Source organism: Parafrankia sp. EUN1f, from assembly GCF_000177675.1.
In the GTDB taxonomy this organism is placed as follows: Bacteria; Actinomycetota; Actinomycetes; order Frankiales; family Frankiaceae; genus Parafrankia.
Genome location: NZ_ADGX01000020.1, coordinates 22,926 through 39,041, shown reverse-complemented (window position 1 = coordinate 39,041; position 16,116 = coordinate 22,926). Strand labels below are relative to the sequence as shown.

Here is a 16,116-nt window from a genome sequence, read left to right as displayed (position 1 = left end):
GGTGGCCGAGATAGGACTACGCGAGATGCGGCAGAACGCCAGTGAGCTGGTGCGGCGCGCCCAGGCCGGCGAGCAGCTGACCATCACCGTTACCGGCCGACCGGCAGCTGTGCTCGGTCCGGTGGCTCCGCACAGATGGCGGCGCTGGGACGACCTCGCCGACATCTTCTCCCTCCCGGCCGACACGGACTGGCCCAGCGATCGCGATCTGATCGACGGCACCGTTGAAGATCCCTGGGAAACCCGGTGAGTCGCGGCATCCTCGACACCAGCGTTCTGGTCGCCACCGACGTCGCGCCGATCCCCGGCGAACTCGCGATCAGCGTCATCAGCATCGCCGAGCTCCACTTCGGCGTCCTGGTCGCCAAGACCTCCGAGACCCGCGCGAACCGCCTCGCCCGTCTCAGCGCACTGCAACGACGATTCGACCCCCTGCCCCTCGACGACGCCGTCGCCGACAGCTACGGGCGACTCGCCGCCCGCGTCGTCGAGATCGGGCGCCAGCCACGTGCCCGAACGATGGACCTCCTGATCGCGGCCACCGCGCACGCTCACGAAGCCAGCGTCTACACCCGCAACGCCGCCGACCTCACCGGCCTCGAAGACCTCATCGAAATCGTCACCGTCTAGGACGCGCGCCTTCTGCGATCTTCCTGACGAAACGGCAGGTCAGCCCGCCTGCGCCTTGGCGACGGCCTTCACCTGCTTCGTGCCACCATGAGGCGCCCGCGGGGCTGATACTCGTTGGCAAGCAGACCCGCACCGCATGCGCGTACACAGTGCGGATCTCGGCGAGGCAGTGTTCGAGACTGCGCAGGCGCCGCTCGGCGTCGGCACGGGTCTGCTCCGCACGGATCACCTCCAACCGCAGGATGCCGACGAGTTCCTCGCTCGAGACGCCTTCACGTCCCGGCGTGGCGGCGGCGTCCGGTGAGCGTGCCCGGCGGCTCTGCCGGAGGCGGCGACCCCCAGGAACAATGTGAGGCCACGCCCGGACCTTTGACCGCAACGTGTGGTCGTAAATCTGATCTGGCGTGTGCGCCGCCGCGACCGGAATTCGCCTGGGGCGCAGAAGATGTGAGTTTGATGTGTACAGGCTCGACCGGGCGCGTGCCCGGTAGGTAGATTTTCATCCGCACGTTTCCCTTTGTTCACCCGTGTGGCGCCGTTTGCTGGCACCGTTATCCACCGCCTGACAATCAAGATGCCATTCTGGGGGTTCAATGCGTGTGACACGTCTTATGAAGGTGGTGGCACTCGCTGTTAGCGGTGTCGCCCTGTCGGCGACGTCCGCCTTCGCCGGGTCCACTCCTCCCGGCCAGGAAAAGCCCGGACACTTCTCGTTCGCCGTCATCGGGGACGTGCCCTACGGCACCGCCCAGATCGCGGCATTTCCCGGCTGGATCGACCAGATCAACGCGGCCCAGCCAGAAATGACGTTCCACGTCGGCGACATCAAGAACGGCTCCAGCCGCTGCGACGACGCCTACTACAACCTGATCAAGAGCGATTTCGACCGCTTTGTTGGGCCGCTGATCTACACGCCTGGCGACAACGAGTGGACCGACTGCCACCGTGCGAACAACGGTGCGTACAACCCGCTCGAGCGGCTTGCCTTCGACAGGTCGGTGTTCTTCGCCAACCCTGGTACCACGCTGGGGCAGAACCCGATCTCCGTCGAGAGCCAGGCCGCCGCCGGATACCCGGAGAACGTGCAGCTTCGCCGCGACGGCGTCGACTTCGCGACGTTGCACGTGACCGGCAGCAACGACGACCTGCAGCCCTGGACCGGCATCGGGCAGAGCACGGCCACTCCTGCGCAGGTGGCCGAGGAGAACGCTCGGATGGCCAACACGATCGCGGTCGTCCGCGACACGTTCGCCGACGCCCGTAAGCGTCACGACCGGGCGGTCGCACTGTTCACGCAGGCGGACATGTTCGACCCGACCTACACCCCCGCGTGGTCTGACATCTCGGCCTTCAAGCCGCTCATCCAGGCCATCGTCGACGAGTCCAGCTCGTTCAAGGGGCAGACCTACCTCTTCAACGGCGACAGCCATATCTACGACAGCGACCACCCGCTGGCCGCTGGGTCGCACTGGCTCACCACCTACGGCATCACCGGATCGGCCGACAATCTGCATCGCATCACCGTCGACGGATCGAGCAACAACGTCGACTGGCTCAAGGTCACCATCAACCGCCCGGGCGCGGCTGATGTCCTGAGCTGGGAGCGGGTCCCGTACCTGTAAACCCGTCCGGAGACACGGCCTTGCACTCAGTGGCAACGCCGCGTAACCGCGCCGATCGGTAGGGCAGGAGCGGGGTCAGGCAGGGCGGGGAGCGGCAAAGGCTCCCCGGCCCTGCTGCTGTGACCCGTCGGGTCGAGGTCCTGTCGTAGGGCGGTGTCACGATGACGGCGTGGTGGTGGTGAAGCCGGCACACAGCCGCCGGTGAACCACCCCGTGGAAACTGGTGGCTCTGGCGGCTTCCCTGGTCCCTCATGCTCACGGTGATCATGACCGGGCTGGTGGCGGTGTTCGGCCGCATCGAGATCCGCGCCCGGCGCCCGGCACCCGGCCGGCTGCCGCCGTGGCCGGCACGCCGGCCCACGAGCCCGGTCCGATGCCAGTGCCGGACTCGACGCCGCCGCGACCGCCGTCGGGGAGGCGTGGCACCCGACCCTGCTCCACCACGCGTCACCAGGGCTCCGCCAACCTCGTGCCACGGGTTCGCCGGTGGACATGGCGGAGGTCCGACCGGCGCATGTGAACGAAACGCAGCCGAGATGACCGGGCGGCACGACTATAGCGTGAAAACCGCAGGTCAGCTGGCCTGCGCCTTGGCCGCGGCCTTCATCTGCTTCGTGCCACGGCGTAGCCCTTCGACCTGCACCTATCCGGTCTGCAGGCTGCCTGACCCGCGGTTGCCGCTTTCAGCAGTTGCCACTGGTGTGGGCAATTTTCCGGCGTTCTGCGGACTGTTTGCGGACCGCAAATCACGCTGATTCACGGAGGACCCTGCGCACGATCTCTTCGACCTGCTCCACACTCACGACAGGCGCATCGGGGCTCTGGACGGCCCGAGCAAGGATGCGCCGGACCAACGCCGAGGTCGGCAGGTGCTCGGCTGCCGCACGGGCCTTGAGAGCCTCGGCCAACGAGGCGGGAACTCTCACAGACACGACAGCCTGCTCTGCTTCGACAGCCTCCGCCTCGGCAGCCTCGGCCTCCTCGGCCGCGTACTCGGCTCGGATCGCGTCACGCCGGGCACGCCTGGGTGCATCAGTCACCGCCGCTCCCCCTCCAGATAGTCCCGAAGATCGCTTCCGCGGGTCTTCCACGCGGTGATCCCAGCCTCGTCGGTCGGATCGACGATCACGGTCAGCACGAACCCGGCACTACGCGAGTATCCGATCAGGCGAGCCGCGCCCACCCTGCTCCTCGGGTCCGGGTCACGAACGATCCTCCGCGGGTCCTTCACCGCCTCCAAGGTCCACTCTGGCTCGATGTCGGTCGCGCCCGGGTAACGATCAGAACGATGTCGGATGTACTCAGCGTCCTCCTGGTCCCACCAAAGGCCATCCACCACAACTTACAGTGTCACACATCTACTCACACGCGCGAGCGAGCGCCGGACAGCGACCACAGCGAGTAAACACGGCACCTAACGCAGACGCACGGCCTTGGCCGCGCAGCGGACGCCCCACGGGCAGGGTGGGACGTTCGCCCACAAACCCGCAGGTCAGGAGGCTGCAACCTTGGCCGCGGCCTTCATCTGCTTCTTGAAATCACGGACCTCGAGCAGAGTCTCGGGGCTGGTGATGTCGGCGACCGACCGACGGCTGCCTTCGTCGCCGTAGGGAGCCGTCGCCTCACGCCAGCCGGGCGGCCTGACGCCGAGCTGCTTGCCGAGCAGTGCGACGAAGATCTTCGCCTTCTGGGCGCCGAAACCTGGGAGCGCACCGATCCGCTTCAGCAGCTCCTGGCCGTCGGCCGCGGTGCTCCACACCTGCGTTGGGTCGCTGCCGTAGTTGTCCACCAACACCTGGCACACGGCCTGGACGCGCTTCGCCATCGAGCCGGGAAACCGGTGGAGCGCCGGCGGCGTGGCGAAGATCGCGCTCAGTGCCTCGGGGTCGAAGGACGCGATCTCCCCCACATCGAGCGGACGCCCAAGTCGCCGCGTCAGCTCGTACGGCGCCGCGAAGGCACGTTCCAGGGGAAACTGCTGGTCCAGAACCATGCCGATAAGGAGCGCCAGCGGGTCGTTGGTCAGCAGCTCGTCCGCCTCGGCGATCTGACTCAGGTGCAGTCCCACGACACCACCGTAGCCGACCGCGTTTCGATGGCCGGCGACGCTGGTCAGATCGCCGGGTGCTCTGCGTCGTGCCTGCACACCTCGCGGTCGGCGGCGCCCGAGTACCGGCACCACAGCCACTACGCGGCGCGGGCCGGCCCCGTCCGATGCCCGGATCACGTCGACACCTGCTGGCTCGGTCTGGATCGCGGCATACATGGCGTGTTCCTCGTCGCGGGCCTGCTCGCCGCGCTGCTTACCGTCACATTCGGGCGCTGGACCGACGCGGTCCTGGGGGCCCGGCTGCGGGCGGGGTCGTGACCGCCGCGGCGCGTTTCGACGAGATCGTGCACGCGCCGAACCGGCTGCAGATCTGCGCGATGCTCTCAGCTGTCGACTCCGCCGACTTCACAACCGTGCGCGAGGGGCTCGGCGTCGCGGACTCCGTCCTATCCAAGCACGTCCGCGTCCTGCGCGACGCCGGTTACCTCACCATCCACAAGGCCACCTTCGCCTCGCGCGTCCGGACCAGCCTGTCGCTCACCGACTCCGGCCGCGCCGCCTACGAGGGACACGTGGACGTCCTCCGGGAGATCCTCGGAACCGCCTCGCTCGACCCCGCGGACCAGCCGGCGGCCAGACCCACCGAGTGGGTCAGGGCGCCGCGAGGGATCAGCACCTGAAGCGGTGGAACCGTCTCGTACGAGTGCTCGGGATGGACGACGAGTCCCTTGGCGGCGGTGACTGGCCTGCCGCCCCGGGAGAGCGTCGTAACCTGCCAGCTGTCGTCAGGAAACATCCGCGTCCAGAACGACAGCACCTCCCACGGTCCGATCGCGTCGAGTTCCTCGAAGTCGTCGAACAGCAGAATCCCGATCGTCCTCACCTAACCATCCTGCCCGGTCCCGGCAGATACGGCCGACCGTGCCGCGGCGGACATCACCCCGTCGCTCACACCGCCGTGTAGTCGGTGTGGTCCCGGCAGGCCGCGTAGTCGTCGACGTCCAGGTAGTGGCACCAGGGAAGCTGTGAGTCGGGGAAGCGGAGTCGGCTCGTGCCCTTCCAGCTCGCGACCTCCACATGAGCACCGAGATCACGGACGGTCTCCAGCGCGGGGACAAGGTCCGTGTCGCGGCTGAACAGGACGCCCACGTCGTACGCGCTTTCGCAGGCAAGGCGCACGAAATCCACGGCGAGCGCGACGTCGATGCCCTTCTCCTGCGCGGGTTCGGCCGGCCATGCCTTCGGGTAGCGGAGCTGCCGGCGGACAACGACCACCCGCGGATCACGGGCCCAGCGGTCGGCCTGCCGGTCGCTGGTCCTCGCGGCCTCCGGCTGGTGATCGGGGCTGGGACGGCCGCGGTCGACACAGCGACTCGCGGGGGCATGACGTAGCCGATCTAGAAAAAAGCCTCGCCAGTCCCGGAGGACGGCGGGGAGAAAGTGACTGCCGTAGCCGAACCGTCGCGGCGGCGACCCTCGGCCACGTCTTCATCTGGAGGGCCAGTCAACGGCAAATGTCTTCGCGAGGTCGATGAAGTGACGGGCGGGCGCGGGCAGAGCAGCCGGGTTCCAGGCGACGGCGACATCCGAGCCTGGGATGTCCGCGACCTCGACAAATGCCAGACCCGGCCATCGCTGCGCGCCGGCGATCGAGGCAGGGACCAGTCCGACCGCCCAGCCCGCGCGGGCCGCGTCGAGCAGATCGTCCAGGGTGTGGCCCCGCGCGCCGAACCGCGGCGGTCTGGTACGTCGCTCGTTCACCCGCCAGAACGCGCACCAGACGTGGTCCGATGCGGCGACATCGATCCAGGGAAGATCGGCAATCTCCTCGAACCCGACGGTCTGTCTGGTCGACAGTGGATGACCATCCCAGAGAGCCACGAACCTCGCCTCGGTGGCCACCACGACCAGGTCCAGCCCCGCGCTGTCGAACGGTGGCCGCACGATCGCAACGTCGCTCAGGCGGGCACGCAGGCCGCCCGCAGGATCTTCGAGGCCATAGTGTCTCGTCGCGACGCGGACGCTGGGGTGACGCCGGGCATAGGCCTGCAGCAGTCTCGGCGTGATCTCGACCGCCGCGGTGGCGGCGAGCCCGATCCGCAGGCTGGCGCGGCCGCCGGCGGCGATGTCATGTGCGGCGGACTCGCATCGTTCCGCAACGGCGAGCAGGTCACGGGCGTAGGGCAGCCACGTGGAGCCGCGTTCGGTCAGCGCCACCGCGCGGGGGGACCGCTCGAACAGGTCGAACCCGACCAGCGACTCGAGCCGTGCGATCGCGCTGCTCAGCGACTGCTGGGCCACGCGCAGGCGCCGCGCCGCGCGCGTGAAGTTCAGCTCCTCGGCGACCGTCACGAAGTAGCTGAGCTGGCGGAGGTCGAACCGTAGGACGGGGGACGGCGACGGCGATCCACCGACGGCCGCTGTAGTGCCACCGATAACTTCTGTTTCCCCTGCCTCGGGCATCGCCCTACCGTTTCATGCAGTCGTTGCGCAGGACAGCGCATGCTGAGCGAGGGGCCCCGACACCATGGCGGAGACGCTGTACGACCATGCCGGCGGTGATGCCGCCTTGCACCGGCTGGAGGAGCTCTTTTATCAGAAAGCCCTCGCCGATTCGGTGTTGGGTGAGCTCTTTCCCGAGCGCGTGCCGACACATGTCGACCGTCTCACCTTGTTCACCGGGGAGTCGTTCGGCGGCCCCGACCGCTTCAGCCGTGAGGTCGGCTTCCAGTACCTGATCGACGTGCACCGGCATCTACAGATCACCGACGAGCAGCGCGCGCGGTTCGTCGAGGCGTACCTTCAGGCACTCGACGAGGCCGGCATGCCCAACGACGCGCCGTTCCGCACGGCGGTGCGGGAGCACATCGAGTTCGGCGCGCGGGTCGCGCAGCAGAACTCCTGGGCCGCCACCGATGCCGAGCTGCACCCGATCCGCGAGGTACCCCTCTGGCAGTGGGAGCCGGACGCTGACGACTGAGCCCGCTGGGCTCCTCGCAGGCCTCGGCGCTGCCGCGCGCGCCTGGCCAGCCTGCCGCAGACGGTCGCGCGCCGACGATGCGTCACCACGAAGACGCAGACCGCCCGGCCCCACTCCATGGTTCCGATACCGGCTGGTCCAGCACCATCCCGATCAGCAGCGCCAACGGGTCGTTCGTCAGCAGCTCGTCCGCTTCGGCGTTCTGGCTCAGGTGCAGTCCCACGCCCTCACCGTAGCCGACCGCTCAGCGACAGCCACCGGGCTGCTGGTCAGATCGCCGTGTAGTCGGTGTGGTCCCGGCAGGCTGCGTAGTCGTCGGCGTCCAGGTACGCGCCCTCGCAGGGAAGACGCACGAAATCGACCGCCGGAGCGACGTCGATGCCCTTCGCCTGCGCGGGTTCTGAAGGCCATGCCTTCGGGTAGCGAAGCTGCCCGCGGACAACGACCACCCGAGGTCAGCCGCCTCGCCATGCTGGCCGCCAGGTCGAGGCGCCGGCGCATCCCGCCGGAGTAGGTCCTCACCCGCCGGTCCCGGGCGTCGACCAGGTCGAACTCCGCCAGCAGCTCGTCGACCCGGGGCCGGACCTCGCGCCTCGGCAGGTGGCGCAGCCGCGCCATCATCTCGAGGTTCTCCCGGCCGGTCAGCAGATCGTCGATCGCGGCGTACTGACCGGTCAGGCTGATCGCGCTCTTGACGCCGATCGGGCTCCGTCGTGCGTTCCAGCCGACGGTCACGGGCCGAAGAGCGCCAGCGGGACTACGACGACATCATCTCGTCGACGGTAGGCGTGCTCCCCCGCGTAGATGACGAGGGCGTCGATCAGATCCGTCCCGATTCGGTCGCGTAGCCAGGTCAGGTGCCTGACGTCGGAATCCTCAACCCGGTCGGCCAACTTCACCTCGACCGCCAGCACGCGGCCGTCCGGGCGCTCGATTATCAGATCGACCTCGTGGTCGTTGTTCTGGGTACGCAGGTGACCTACCCGGGCCTCGGCGGCCTCGGCGTAGGTATGGATGCTGAGCGCGGCGAGATGCTCGAACAGGGCCCCGAGTATCGTCCCCGCCGACAGGACGGTATTGCCCTGCTCAGCCCGCAGCAGCGCGGAGGCGTCGAGTCCGAGCAGCCGCGCGGCCAGTGCGGGGTCCGCCAGGTGGTGCTTGGCGGACCGGCCGAGCCGGTCGAGATGGTTCCGGCTGGGAATCCACGGCGGGACCGCGTCGAGCAACCACAGTGACGACAGGGCGTCACGATAGGCAAGAGTGGTCTCCTTGGCCGGCTTGTTACCCAGGCCGGGAGTCGCCGCATCCAGAATTTTCGAGTAGGCCGTCGTCGTCGACGTGGCGGCAGCGTAGGCCGCGAGCCAGGCACGGAGCACCGTCGGGCGCCGGATCGGATAACCCTGCTCGGGAAACTCACGTTGAACGACATTGTCCAGGTACGCATCGAGTTCGGCTCGACGCACCCGCGGCGGCAGGCCGCGGATAGCGGGAAAGCCCGAGGCCGTGATCTCCTCGACGTAGTCCGTCAACCGCACAGCGGTCGCACCCTCGACGTCGCCGTTTCCTTCGAGGAGCGCGGCGAGGCTCACAGTCGGCTCGTCGACGTCCCGCTCGGCCATGCTCAGCGGGCGCATCCGCAACGGCACGATACGCCCTGCGCCCGAGTGGACCACTGCCCCTCGGGGTGCGGAGCTGCCCGCGATGATGAAGTGACCGGCCGGCGAGCCGGCGTCGACCGCGCGCCGCACGTGGTCCCACACCTCGGGAAGGCGCTGCCACTCGTCGACCAGGACCGGCCCCGGCAGCCTGGTCAGGACGGTCGGATCGGCGGCCACGATCTCACGCTGGCCGGGAAGGCCGAGATCGATGATCGACTCTGCGCGCCGCATCGCGGTCGCGGTCTTGCCCACCGCCTTCGGCCCATGGATCGACAGCGCGCGAAGATGCGGCTGAAGTGCGTCCAGGGTGTCGTCGAGGACGCGACGCCGATAGTCGACCACGTCTCTACTCTACCAACGACAGATAGTCTGGTCTTCCAATAGCAGGCTCACAGGTCTGCCTCTGGCAGGCCGCCGGCCTTGACCACGTCGTGTGGGCAGGCTGTCCATCTGGGACTCAACCGCCGAGATCAGCGCGCAATGAGGATTAGCTTGAAGGCGATCTGGCTCAGGCGCCGGCTCACATGATCACAGTAGCTTCGTCGAGCCGCCGCCCAGAGGTCGCCCCGGGCCGGCTGACCTGGCCCCGCGAGGGGCGTGCCGCCGGGAAGGTCGGCGCTCAGCCGGCGGCGGCCAGGTCGGTCGTGCGGGCGACGTCGTGGACCACCTGGCGAAGGGCGTCGAAGGCCGGTGGGGCGGCGCGCCGCCGGCCCACCTGACGAGGACGACCTCGGCCTCGTCGTCGGCGAGCGGGACGAAGACGACCCCGCTGTCGCGCAGGGAGCGGGACGAGCATGGCAGGCGGGTCACGCCCACGCCCGCCGCGACCAGCGCCAACAGGCCCTGCGGGCTCGTCCCACGCTCGACGATCCGGGGGGAGAAGCCGGCCCGCCGGAAATCGGTCTCGTACTTGCGGTGCCACGGCGGCCAGGAATGGCTCGGCGTGAGTACCCACGGCTCGTCGGCCAGGTCAGCCACCCGCAACTCGTCGCGGCCGGCCAGCGGATGGCCCACGGGCAGGACGGCGGCGACCGGCTCGCGCAGCACGACCTCGCTCTCGAGGTCGTCGACCAGCGGCGGCCGGGTGAGAGCGGCGTCGAGCCGGCCCTCCCGCAGGCCCGCGACCAACGCGGCAATTGGCAGGTCCTCGGCGCGTACGGCGATGTGCGGGTAGCTCTCGCGCAGGGTCCGCACAACCGGGGGCATCAGGTAGTTCGCCACCGTGACCAGGAACCCGACCCGAAGCGGCGACAGGTCGCCCCGGGCCGCGAGCCGACGACCTGGTCGCCTCGGCCGACGGTCGGGCCCTGGCCCTGCCGCTGGACGTGACCGACCCGGCCCAGATCCAGGCGGCGCTCGGCGCTGCGACCGCTCGGTTCGGCCGGGTCGACGTGCTCGTCAACAATGCCGGGTACGGCTCCGTCGGTGCGGTCGAGGAGATCGACCTGTCCGACCTGCGGACACTCATGGAGACGATGTACTTCGGCCCGGTCGCCCTGACCCAGGCCGTCCTGCCCGGGATGCGGGCGCGGGGCGGCGGCGCGGTCGTCCAGATCAGCTCGATGGGCGGCCAGGTGACGATGCCCGGGTTCGGGGCGTACTGCTCGGCCAAGTTCGCCCTTGAGGCGCTGTCCGAGTCGCTGGCGGCCGAGGTGGAGCCGCTTGGCATCCGGGTGCTGATCGTCGAGCCGGGGGCGTTCCGGACCGCGTTCGGCGGGCGCGGGATGCACCGCTCCCGCCGCATCGACGCCTACGAGCCAACCGTCGGCCCGACCCGCGCCGGCGTCGACTCGATGGACGGCGGCCAGCCCGGCGACCCGCGCAAGGCGGCCGACGCGATCATCGCCGCCCTCGACGCGCCGGCCGCGCCGCTGCACCTGGCCCTGGGCGTGGACGCGGTCGAGTCGATTCGGGCCGCCCAGGACCGGCGCCGGGCCGACCTCGCCTCGTGGGACGCCGTCAGCCGCTCGACCGATGTCGACGCGGCGCCCGCCTGACCGGCCCACCGCTGCCCGTGCGGTAGCCGGCCGTGCGGGCCCACGCGTGCCCAGGTCAGGGCCGAAGGGCGGCGGCGACTCCGGCCGAGTCCTGGATGTCCTGGAGCCTGGTGACGAGGCCGTCCGAGCCGAACGTCCAGACGTGGACGAGGTCCTCGGTGAACGATCGGCCGGTCGAGCGGATCGTCGCCCGCATCTCCAGCAGGACGGCGACCCGCTCGCCGGCGGCGAAGAACTCGACGGGCGCGAAGTGGGCTATGTCGAACTCCTGGCCGAGGATGGCGAACACCTCCGCCACCTGTTCCCGACCGGTACGAACTCCGAAGTAGGCGAGGTCGGCGGGACCGGCGTTACTCCACACGACGTCCGGTGCCAACGCCGCGAGCACGCCTTCGACGTCCCCGGACCCGAACGCCGCGTAGATCGCCTGAACCCGCTCCAGGTTTGTGGTGCCCAGCCTGCTGTCCACGGTTGCCATGGGTCGTCTCCTGTCCTGTCCCGGTGAGATCCCGGGTCGTCGGTGCGAACGGGATCAGCGTCGCGGTCTGAGGACGGGCACAACCAGGCCGGGATGCACCCGAGGTGCGGGCAGCCCCGGGCAGTGCGGTGGATGGGTCTGACAGACCCTGTCTGAACCGACACGTGCTCGTCCACACTGCTGGTATGGCTTCCACCAGCGCGCCTCGGTCTGCCTCGGCGAACCCGCTTCGAGACTTCCTGCGCACCCGGCGGGCCCGGCTGTCACCCGACGAGGTCGCGGTGATCTCGACCGGTGCCCGCCGGGTCCCCGGCCTGCGCCGGGAGGAGGTGGCGGCTCTGGTCGGGGTGAGCGTCGACTACTACGTCCGGCTGGAGCAGGGCAGGGTGAGGCCGTCGGACTCGGTGCTCGACGCGGTTGCTCGCGCGCTGCGCCTGGACGAGACCGAACGGGCACACCTTCGGCGACTTGTCCATCCGGGCACGGACACAGCCACCCACGTCCGTCCTGAAAACGTGCGCCCCGAGGTTCAGGAGCTACTCGACGGGCTCGGCGGCCTGCCCGCGCTGGTCGTCAACGCCCGCCTCGACATCCTGGCGTGGAACCGGCTCGCCGCGGCGCTGATCTGCGACTTCGCGGTACTGCCGCCCGAGCACCGCAACGCCGTCTGGTTGTTGTTCGTCGATCCGGCGACCAGGCGGCTCTACGTCGACTGGCCGCGGGTCGCCGGCGACGCCGTGGCGATTCTCCGCGTGGCCAGCGCCGCGAACGCCGACCGCGCGACGACCGAGCTGGTCGACAACCTGTCACGGACGAGTTCGGAGTTCCGCGCGTTCTGGGCCCAGCACGACGTCCACGCAAAGGCGCACGGCATCAAGGTGTTCCGTCACCCGATCGTCGGCCCGCTGACCCTGCGCTTCGAGACGCTCGGACTCTCCGGCGACCAGCAGAACATGCTCACGTATCTGCCCGTCGACGCCGAGTCCGCCGCGACACTGCGTCTGCTGGCAGCCTGGGAGGACGGGCGCCCGGCTCACGACAACGCGTATATCTCGACATGACGAGCGACACGACCATCAAGTCGCGCAGTGTGCGCATGGGACGAAGGACGTCGACGCCGGCTCGGACTCGCCCTTGTCGTTGTGGTAGCTGATGCCCTGCACCGTGTAGACAGCTGGGCAGGCTACCGGGGTGTTCGCGGTCACGACCCCGTGGCTGATCAGCGCCGCCGCAGAGATGATCTTTCTGGTCGAGCCTGGTGCCACCGCCGCGGTGAGCGCGAAGTCGTTGTAGCCGGCGTTGTTGGCAATGGCCAGGATGTGGCCGGTCGACGGCTGGATGGCGACAAGGGAACTGTCCGGATGCTCCGCGACCACGAGGACCGCGGCCACGGTCGTCACGAGCGCGATGAACTTCCACGGCTTGCGGCGCCCGTGGCGCCCGGCCGGGCCAGCTGCATCCTCCCGCCCGCGCCCTGTGTCCGAGGGGGGACGGTTGTGCCACTCGTTCGCCGTGCCGTACTCCGCGCCCGAGGAGGCCGAGTTCTCCGACTCGCATCCCGTGTCTGCCCCTAAAGGTCTTCGACCGGATCCGAAGTCCACGGGTCCATGCCGCGCAACGTTACGGGTAGCGATACATACCGTCAAAGGCCGACACGGGCGTGACGGGACGGCTGCCGGAAACGCCGCGCGGTGCCGGGACCCCGCCCCCGCCGGGCCGCTCCAGCCGCGTTCGGAGGAGACGGCCTCGCCACTGTGGACGACCGTTCTGGTAGAGGGGGACAAGGAGATCGACTATGCGGGTTTCCGCCCGTGGTCGATCCGTGCGTGTGAGGAGCACGGGCACGGGCGGTCGCCGGTGCCGGGCCGGGAGCCCGCCCCCGTCTCCCACGCCAGGCTTTGGCGGTGATCCGGTGAGGCGACCGCCAGGCACGTTGAAATGGTTGTCTGGTATCTTCCCGCGAACCCTTCCTGTCCGATATGTGCGCAAAGTAGCACGCACCTCTGACGCACGGAAGATCCGTTCACCAATTGTTCGGTCGGCGTTGTGAGGTGTCTGATGGGTGTGGGGTATTGGGGTCCAAGCCGGGGAAGGCAGCTGCCACTTCAACCAGCCGGTACCGTCACGGTGTCGCCGCGTGAATGTCGGCGGGGCCGGCCGAGGTCGGCGTGGCGCGGGAGCCTGGTGATGCTGGTCGCCGTCGCCGTCACCTCCTGCGGAACCGATGACGGCCCGACAAAATCCACCGCGACCCGCGCGGCCGCATCGCCCAGCTCGGCATCGCCGACGCCGAAGAATGTCGGTCTGTGGCCGGACGACTATGTGCTCACCGCCGGGCCTGCCACCGATGGCCTCACCGAGTCGCCGGGCGATCCCTACGATGCCCAATATCGGCAAGGCAGACGACACCGCTATGGCGGAGTGCCTCAACCTGCGGGTCACGGCTTTCGCAAGTAATCCCGAGGCCGGAGCCACCGGAGCCAACTTCACCGGAACGGAAGGCGGGAGATCTATCGATTCGACCGCCGAAATCGTGTCGAAACAGCAGGTCAAGCGGGATCTGAAGAACCTGCAGAATACACGCTTCGTCGACTGCATGATCGAAATGTGGGACAGCGGGCCCGACCAGCCCGACGAAGACGGCGGCATTATCGAGGTGGCCTCCGGCAAGGCACTTTCCCCGCCAGCCGGTGCCGCCATCCGGCATCAGTTCCTCTGCCACTATGCGGCACCCACCTACATGGTGGATTACTATTACGAAATTCTGTACTTCGCAGAAGGCCAGGTGGAGGTGACCGTCGAGTACACGCACCCGGTGAACACCCCGGCGGAGAAGGATATCCGGCAGATCGCCGACCAGATCTCCGAGAAGCTGCGGAGCCAGCAGCCCCGCCCCATCATCGGTCGGCCATCGGTCAGCAGCCCCGAGCCCTCGACGGCGGCCCCCGTCGGCGTCTCTTCGCATCAGGCAGATCAGACCCCTGCCGCAGCGGCCTGACGACCTCTACACGGGGATCCGACCGAACAGGATCCATGCCTGCGAGTTCCAACCTCGGGTTTTCATCGGGGTGACCGTCACCGGATTTCCGCGGCTCGACGCTCCCGATTAGCCCATATCGGAAGACAAGGACTGGCCATCGGCCAAGGGCGAGGCCGAGCGGACGCGGTCGAGTCGATTCGGGTCGCTCAGGACCGGCGCCGGGCCGACCTCGACTCATGGGACGCCGTCAGCCGCTCGACCGACGTCGACGCGGCGCCCGTCTGACCGGCCGGCCGGCTGCTGCCCGATCAGCCCCGGCCCCCTGGGCGCCGGCTCGTCACGGCCAGCGAACGTCAATCAGTACGCTGATGCGCGCGCCGACATCCTGCCAGCGCCCTGATCCGGCAACTCAACGCGTGCGCGTCCGAAGGGGAGAGGCATGACCGAGGCGCCGCCGCGGTATGGACGGCTGTGCTCGCTGGTTTACCAGCTGGACAAACCGATCGGGACCTCGTTCGGGGACGTCGAGTTCTACCGGACCCTGCTGGCCGAGGTCGGCGGCGAGATCCTGGAACCGGCCGTGGGAACCGGCCGGATTCTGATTCCGCTGCTCCAGAGTGGGCTTCGGGTGCGCGGCTACGACACGTCCGCCCACATGCTCACGATCTGCCGCGACAACTGCGCCGCGCACGGCCTCGACCCCGTGCTGTTCGAGGCGGACATGGTCGCCTTCCGCGAGCCGGCCGCCTTCGACGCGGTCATCATTCCCGCGGGCTCGTTCGCCCTGGTGACCGGCCGGGAGCGGGCGCGCCAGGCGCTGCGGAACATCCGGGAAAGCCTCGTGCCGGGCGGACGGCTCATCGTCGACGTCGAGCCGATCAACCCACCCGCTCAGCCCGAGCCACTGGGCCATTGGTGGCACGGCGCGGATCTGATCACTCTCACCTGTCATCCCGGCCTGCCCACCGACCCCCGGTGCCAGACCAGCTGGTGCCGGTACGAGCTGTGGCGCGACGGCCGCCTGGCGCAGGCCGAGCTGGAGCCGTTCACCCTCCAGATCTGGGACCTCGACGAGTTCGACGACCTCCTCCAGGAGGCTGGCCTCACCACGGTTGCCGTGCATGCCGACTACAAGGTGGGCCGATCCCCCACCGCGGGCACCGAGGTCTGGACCTTCGAGGCCACCAACCGCGCAGGTCCATGACGGCTGGGATCACACCGCGGTGCGGTGACGGAACAGCCAGGACGCGCCGGCGAAGGAGACTACGAGGATGCCCAGGCAGTAGGCGATCGCGACCCACGCCTCGTGGCCGAGCGCCACGCCGGTCGAGGTCTGTCCCATCCACAGCCCGCGCATGGTCTCGATGATCGGCGTGAAGGGCTGGTGCTCCGCGAAGCCGCGGAGTGCGGTCGGCATTGTGCGGGCTGGGACGAAAGCCGTGCTGACATACGGGATGAACATCAGCACGAACGTGAACGAGTTCGCCGCCTCGGGCCCGCCAGCGAGCAGACCGACCGCGGCGGCCAGCCACGACAGCGTGAAGATGAAGAAGATGATCATTGCGACGGCCGCGAGCCATCTCAGCCCGGACGTGGTGGGGCGCCAGCCGCGAGGAGTTCCTCTTCGGCGTGGACCGGATCCTCGACGGCATCGCCGCTCTCATCGACCGAACCCACAGCGAAACCGGCTCCCGGTAAACGCGTCGGGCTGCGGCTGCCCT

The 16,116-nt window shown here is 68.9% G+C and carries 23 protein-coding genes; 12 read left to right on the top strand and 11 right to left on the bottom strand.

Annotated features, from left to right (window positions below):
* The first annotated feature begins 1 nt into the window (after position 1).
* The 4 genes from FREUN1FDRAFT_RS08510 (at position 2) to FREUN1FDRAFT_RS08500 (ending at position 2,252) form a co-directional block, all read left to right on the top strand.
* Entirely contained in the window at positions 2–250 is a 249-nt protein-coding gene (locus FREUN1FDRAFT_RS08510; RefSeq protein WP_035950822.1) for a type II toxin-antitoxin system Phd/YefM family antitoxin, read from the top strand.
* The gene (locus FREUN1FDRAFT_RS08505) at positions 247–630 is read left to right on the top strand and encodes a type II toxin-antitoxin system VapC family toxin (protein WP_006539595.1); all 384 of its coding nucleotides are present in this window, start codon (positions 247–249) and stop codon (positions 628–630) included. The genes FREUN1FDRAFT_RS08510 and FREUN1FDRAFT_RS08505 overlap by 4 nt, the downstream gene beginning before the upstream one ends.
* A 136-nt stretch (positions 631–766) precedes the next feature.
* Positions 767–934, top strand: a complete 168-nt coding sequence (locus FREUN1FDRAFT_RS43575; RefSeq protein WP_157474467.1) for a hypothetical protein — start codon at positions 767–769, stop codon at positions 932–934.
* A 289-nt stretch (positions 935–1,223) separates the two neighbouring features.
* Complete coding sequence (locus FREUN1FDRAFT_RS08500; RefSeq protein WP_006539594.1) at positions 1,224–2,252, top strand: hypothetical protein; 1,029 nt, start codon at positions 1,224–1,226, stop codon at positions 2,250–2,252.
* 746 nt (positions 2,253–2,998) lie between these two features.
* On the opposite strand, the gene FREUN1FDRAFT_RS08495 is transcribed toward FREUN1FDRAFT_RS08500, so the two are convergent.
* The 3 genes from FREUN1FDRAFT_RS08495 to FREUN1FDRAFT_RS08485 all read right to left on the bottom strand — a co-directional run bounded on the left by FREUN1FDRAFT_RS08495 (position 2,999) and on the right by FREUN1FDRAFT_RS08485 (position 4,320).
* Positions 2,999–3,292, bottom strand: a complete 294-nt coding sequence (locus tag FREUN1FDRAFT_RS08495; RefSeq protein ID WP_006539593.1) for a ribbon-helix-helix protein, CopG family — start codon at positions 3,290–3,292, stop codon at positions 2,999–3,001.
* The gene (locus FREUN1FDRAFT_RS46030) at positions 3,289–3,435 is read right to left on the bottom strand and encodes a hypothetical protein (protein ID WP_006539592.1); all 147 of its coding nucleotides are present in this window, start codon (positions 3,433–3,435) and stop codon (positions 3,289–3,291) included. Before FREUN1FDRAFT_RS46030 ends, FREUN1FDRAFT_RS08495 begins: the two co-directional genes overlap by 4 nt.
* Positions 3,436–3,744: 309 nt before the next feature.
* Positions 3,745–4,320, bottom strand: a complete 576-nt coding sequence (locus tag FREUN1FDRAFT_RS08485; RefSeq protein WP_006539591.1) for an HhH-GPD-type base excision DNA repair protein — start codon at positions 4,318–4,320, stop codon at positions 3,745–3,747.
* A gap of 27 nt (positions 4,321–4,347) precedes the next feature.
* Between FREUN1FDRAFT_RS08485 and FREUN1FDRAFT_RS45015 the strand changes: the two genes are divergently transcribed.
* Together FREUN1FDRAFT_RS45015 and FREUN1FDRAFT_RS08475 are read left to right on the top strand one after the other, a co-directional pair.
* Positions 4,348–4,620 carry a hypothetical protein gene (locus FREUN1FDRAFT_RS45015; protein ID WP_006539590.1) on the top strand — a complete coding sequence of 91 codons (273 nt, stop codon included), beginning with the start codon at positions 4,348–4,350 and terminating at the stop codon, positions 4,618–4,620.
* Positions 4,617–4,982, top strand: a complete 366-nt coding sequence (locus FREUN1FDRAFT_RS08475) for a transcriptional regulator (RefSeq protein ID WP_006539589.1) — start codon at positions 4,617–4,619, stop codon at positions 4,980–4,982. The genes FREUN1FDRAFT_RS45015 and FREUN1FDRAFT_RS08475 overlap by 4 nt, the downstream gene beginning before the upstream one ends.
* Before the next feature lie 268 nt (positions 4,983–5,250).
* Here FREUN1FDRAFT_RS08475 and FREUN1FDRAFT_RS08470 read toward each other — a convergent pair whose 3' ends face one another.
* The gene (locus tag FREUN1FDRAFT_RS08470; protein WP_006539587.1) at positions 5,251–5,577 is read right to left on the bottom strand and encodes an NYN domain-containing protein; all 327 of its coding nucleotides are present in this window, start codon (positions 5,575–5,577) and stop codon (positions 5,251–5,253) included.
* 213 nt (positions 5,578–5,790) lie between these two features.
* Complete coding sequence (locus tag FREUN1FDRAFT_RS08465) at positions 5,791–6,765, bottom strand: LysR family transcriptional regulator (RefSeq protein ID WP_006539586.1); 975 nt, start codon at positions 6,763–6,765, stop codon at positions 5,791–5,793.
* A gap of 64 nt (positions 6,766–6,829) precedes the next feature.
* Between FREUN1FDRAFT_RS08465 and FREUN1FDRAFT_RS08460 the strand changes: the two genes are divergently transcribed.
* On the top strand, positions 6,830–7,282 hold the full coding sequence (locus tag FREUN1FDRAFT_RS08460; protein WP_006539585.1) for a group II truncated hemoglobin: 453 nt from the start codon (positions 6,830–6,832) through the stop codon (positions 7,280–7,282).
* A 207-nt stretch (positions 7,283–7,489) separates the two neighbouring features.
* Here the strand turns inward: FREUN1FDRAFT_RS08460 and FREUN1FDRAFT_RS45010 are convergent, their stop codons facing one another.
* The 3 genes from FREUN1FDRAFT_RS45010 to FREUN1FDRAFT_RS08445 all read right to left on the bottom strand — a co-directional run bounded on the left by FREUN1FDRAFT_RS45010 (position 7,490) and on the right by FREUN1FDRAFT_RS08445 (position 10,161).
* On the bottom strand, positions 7,490–8,017 hold the full coding sequence (locus tag FREUN1FDRAFT_RS45010) for an ATP-binding cassette domain-containing protein (RefSeq protein WP_050795781.1): 528 nt from the start codon (positions 8,015–8,017) through the stop codon (positions 7,490–7,492).
* A complete protein-coding gene (locus FREUN1FDRAFT_RS08450) occupies positions 8,014–9,282 on the bottom strand; it encodes an ATP-binding protein (protein WP_006539583.1) in 1,269 nt (422 codons plus the stop codon). Before FREUN1FDRAFT_RS08450 ends, FREUN1FDRAFT_RS45010 begins: the two co-directional genes overlap by 4 nt.
* Before the next feature lie 186 nt (positions 9,283–9,468).
* Positions 9,469–10,161 (bottom strand): LysR family substrate-binding domain-containing protein, encoded by a 693-nt coding sequence (locus FREUN1FDRAFT_RS08445; protein WP_050795780.1) that lies wholly within the window; start codon positions 10,159–10,161, stop codon positions 9,469–9,471.
* Positions 10,162–10,220: 59 nt separating this feature from the next.
* Here FREUN1FDRAFT_RS08445 and FREUN1FDRAFT_RS08440 point away from each other — a divergent pair, with 59 nt between their 5' ends.
* Positions 10,221–10,937: an SDR family NAD(P)-dependent oxidoreductase gene (locus tag FREUN1FDRAFT_RS08440; RefSeq protein ID WP_083828613.1), complete on the top strand. Its 717-nt coding sequence runs from the start codon at positions 10,221–10,223 to the stop codon at positions 10,935–10,937.
* Positions 10,938–10,992: 55 nt separating this feature from the next.
* Here FREUN1FDRAFT_RS08440 and FREUN1FDRAFT_RS08435 read toward each other — a convergent pair whose 3' ends face one another.
* Entirely contained in the window at positions 10,993–11,415 is a 423-nt protein-coding gene (locus tag FREUN1FDRAFT_RS08435; RefSeq protein WP_006539580.1) for a nuclear transport factor 2 family protein, read from the bottom strand.
* Positions 11,416–11,600: 185 nt separating this feature from the next.
* Between FREUN1FDRAFT_RS08435 and FREUN1FDRAFT_RS08430 the strand changes: the two genes are divergently transcribed.
* Positions 11,601–12,476, top strand: a complete 876-nt coding sequence (locus FREUN1FDRAFT_RS08430) for a helix-turn-helix domain-containing protein (RefSeq protein ID WP_050795785.1) — start codon at positions 11,601–11,603, stop codon at positions 12,474–12,476.
* Positions 12,477–12,491: 15 nt separating this feature from the next.
* Here the strand turns inward: FREUN1FDRAFT_RS08430 and FREUN1FDRAFT_RS08425 are convergent, their stop codons facing one another.
* Entirely contained in the window at positions 12,492–12,815 is a 324-nt protein-coding gene (locus tag FREUN1FDRAFT_RS08425; RefSeq protein WP_035950813.1) for a penicillin-binding transpeptidase domain-containing protein, read from the bottom strand.
* A gap of 980 nt (positions 12,816–13,795) precedes the next feature.
* Here FREUN1FDRAFT_RS08425 and FREUN1FDRAFT_RS08420 point away from each other — a divergent pair.
* Together FREUN1FDRAFT_RS08420 and FREUN1FDRAFT_RS08415 are read left to right on the top strand one after the other, a co-directional pair.
* Positions 13,796–14,413: a hypothetical protein gene (locus FREUN1FDRAFT_RS08420; protein WP_157474465.1), complete on the top strand. Its 618-nt coding sequence runs from the start codon at positions 13,796–13,798 to the stop codon at positions 14,411–14,413.
* Positions 14,414–14,834: 421 nt separating this feature from the next.
* Positions 14,835–15,599, top strand: a complete 765-nt coding sequence (locus tag FREUN1FDRAFT_RS08415; protein WP_006539576.1) for a class I SAM-dependent methyltransferase — start codon at positions 14,835–14,837, stop codon at positions 15,597–15,599.
* Positions 15,600–15,608: 9 nt separating this feature from the next.
* On the opposite strand, the gene FREUN1FDRAFT_RS08410 is transcribed toward FREUN1FDRAFT_RS08415, so the two are convergent.
* Positions 15,609–15,956: a hypothetical protein gene (locus tag FREUN1FDRAFT_RS08410; protein ID WP_006539575.1), complete on the bottom strand. Its 348-nt coding sequence runs from the start codon at positions 15,954–15,956 to the stop codon at positions 15,609–15,611.
* Between FREUN1FDRAFT_RS08410 and FREUN1FDRAFT_RS43570 the strand changes: the two genes are divergently transcribed.
* Positions 15,956–16,093: a hypothetical protein gene (locus FREUN1FDRAFT_RS43570; RefSeq protein WP_157474463.1), complete on the top strand. Its 138-nt coding sequence runs from the start codon at positions 15,956–15,958 to the stop codon at positions 16,091–16,093. The two genes, FREUN1FDRAFT_RS08410 and FREUN1FDRAFT_RS43570, sit on opposite strands and share 1 nt — an antisense overlap.
* The last annotated feature ends 23 nt before the right edge of the window (positions 16,094–16,116 follow it).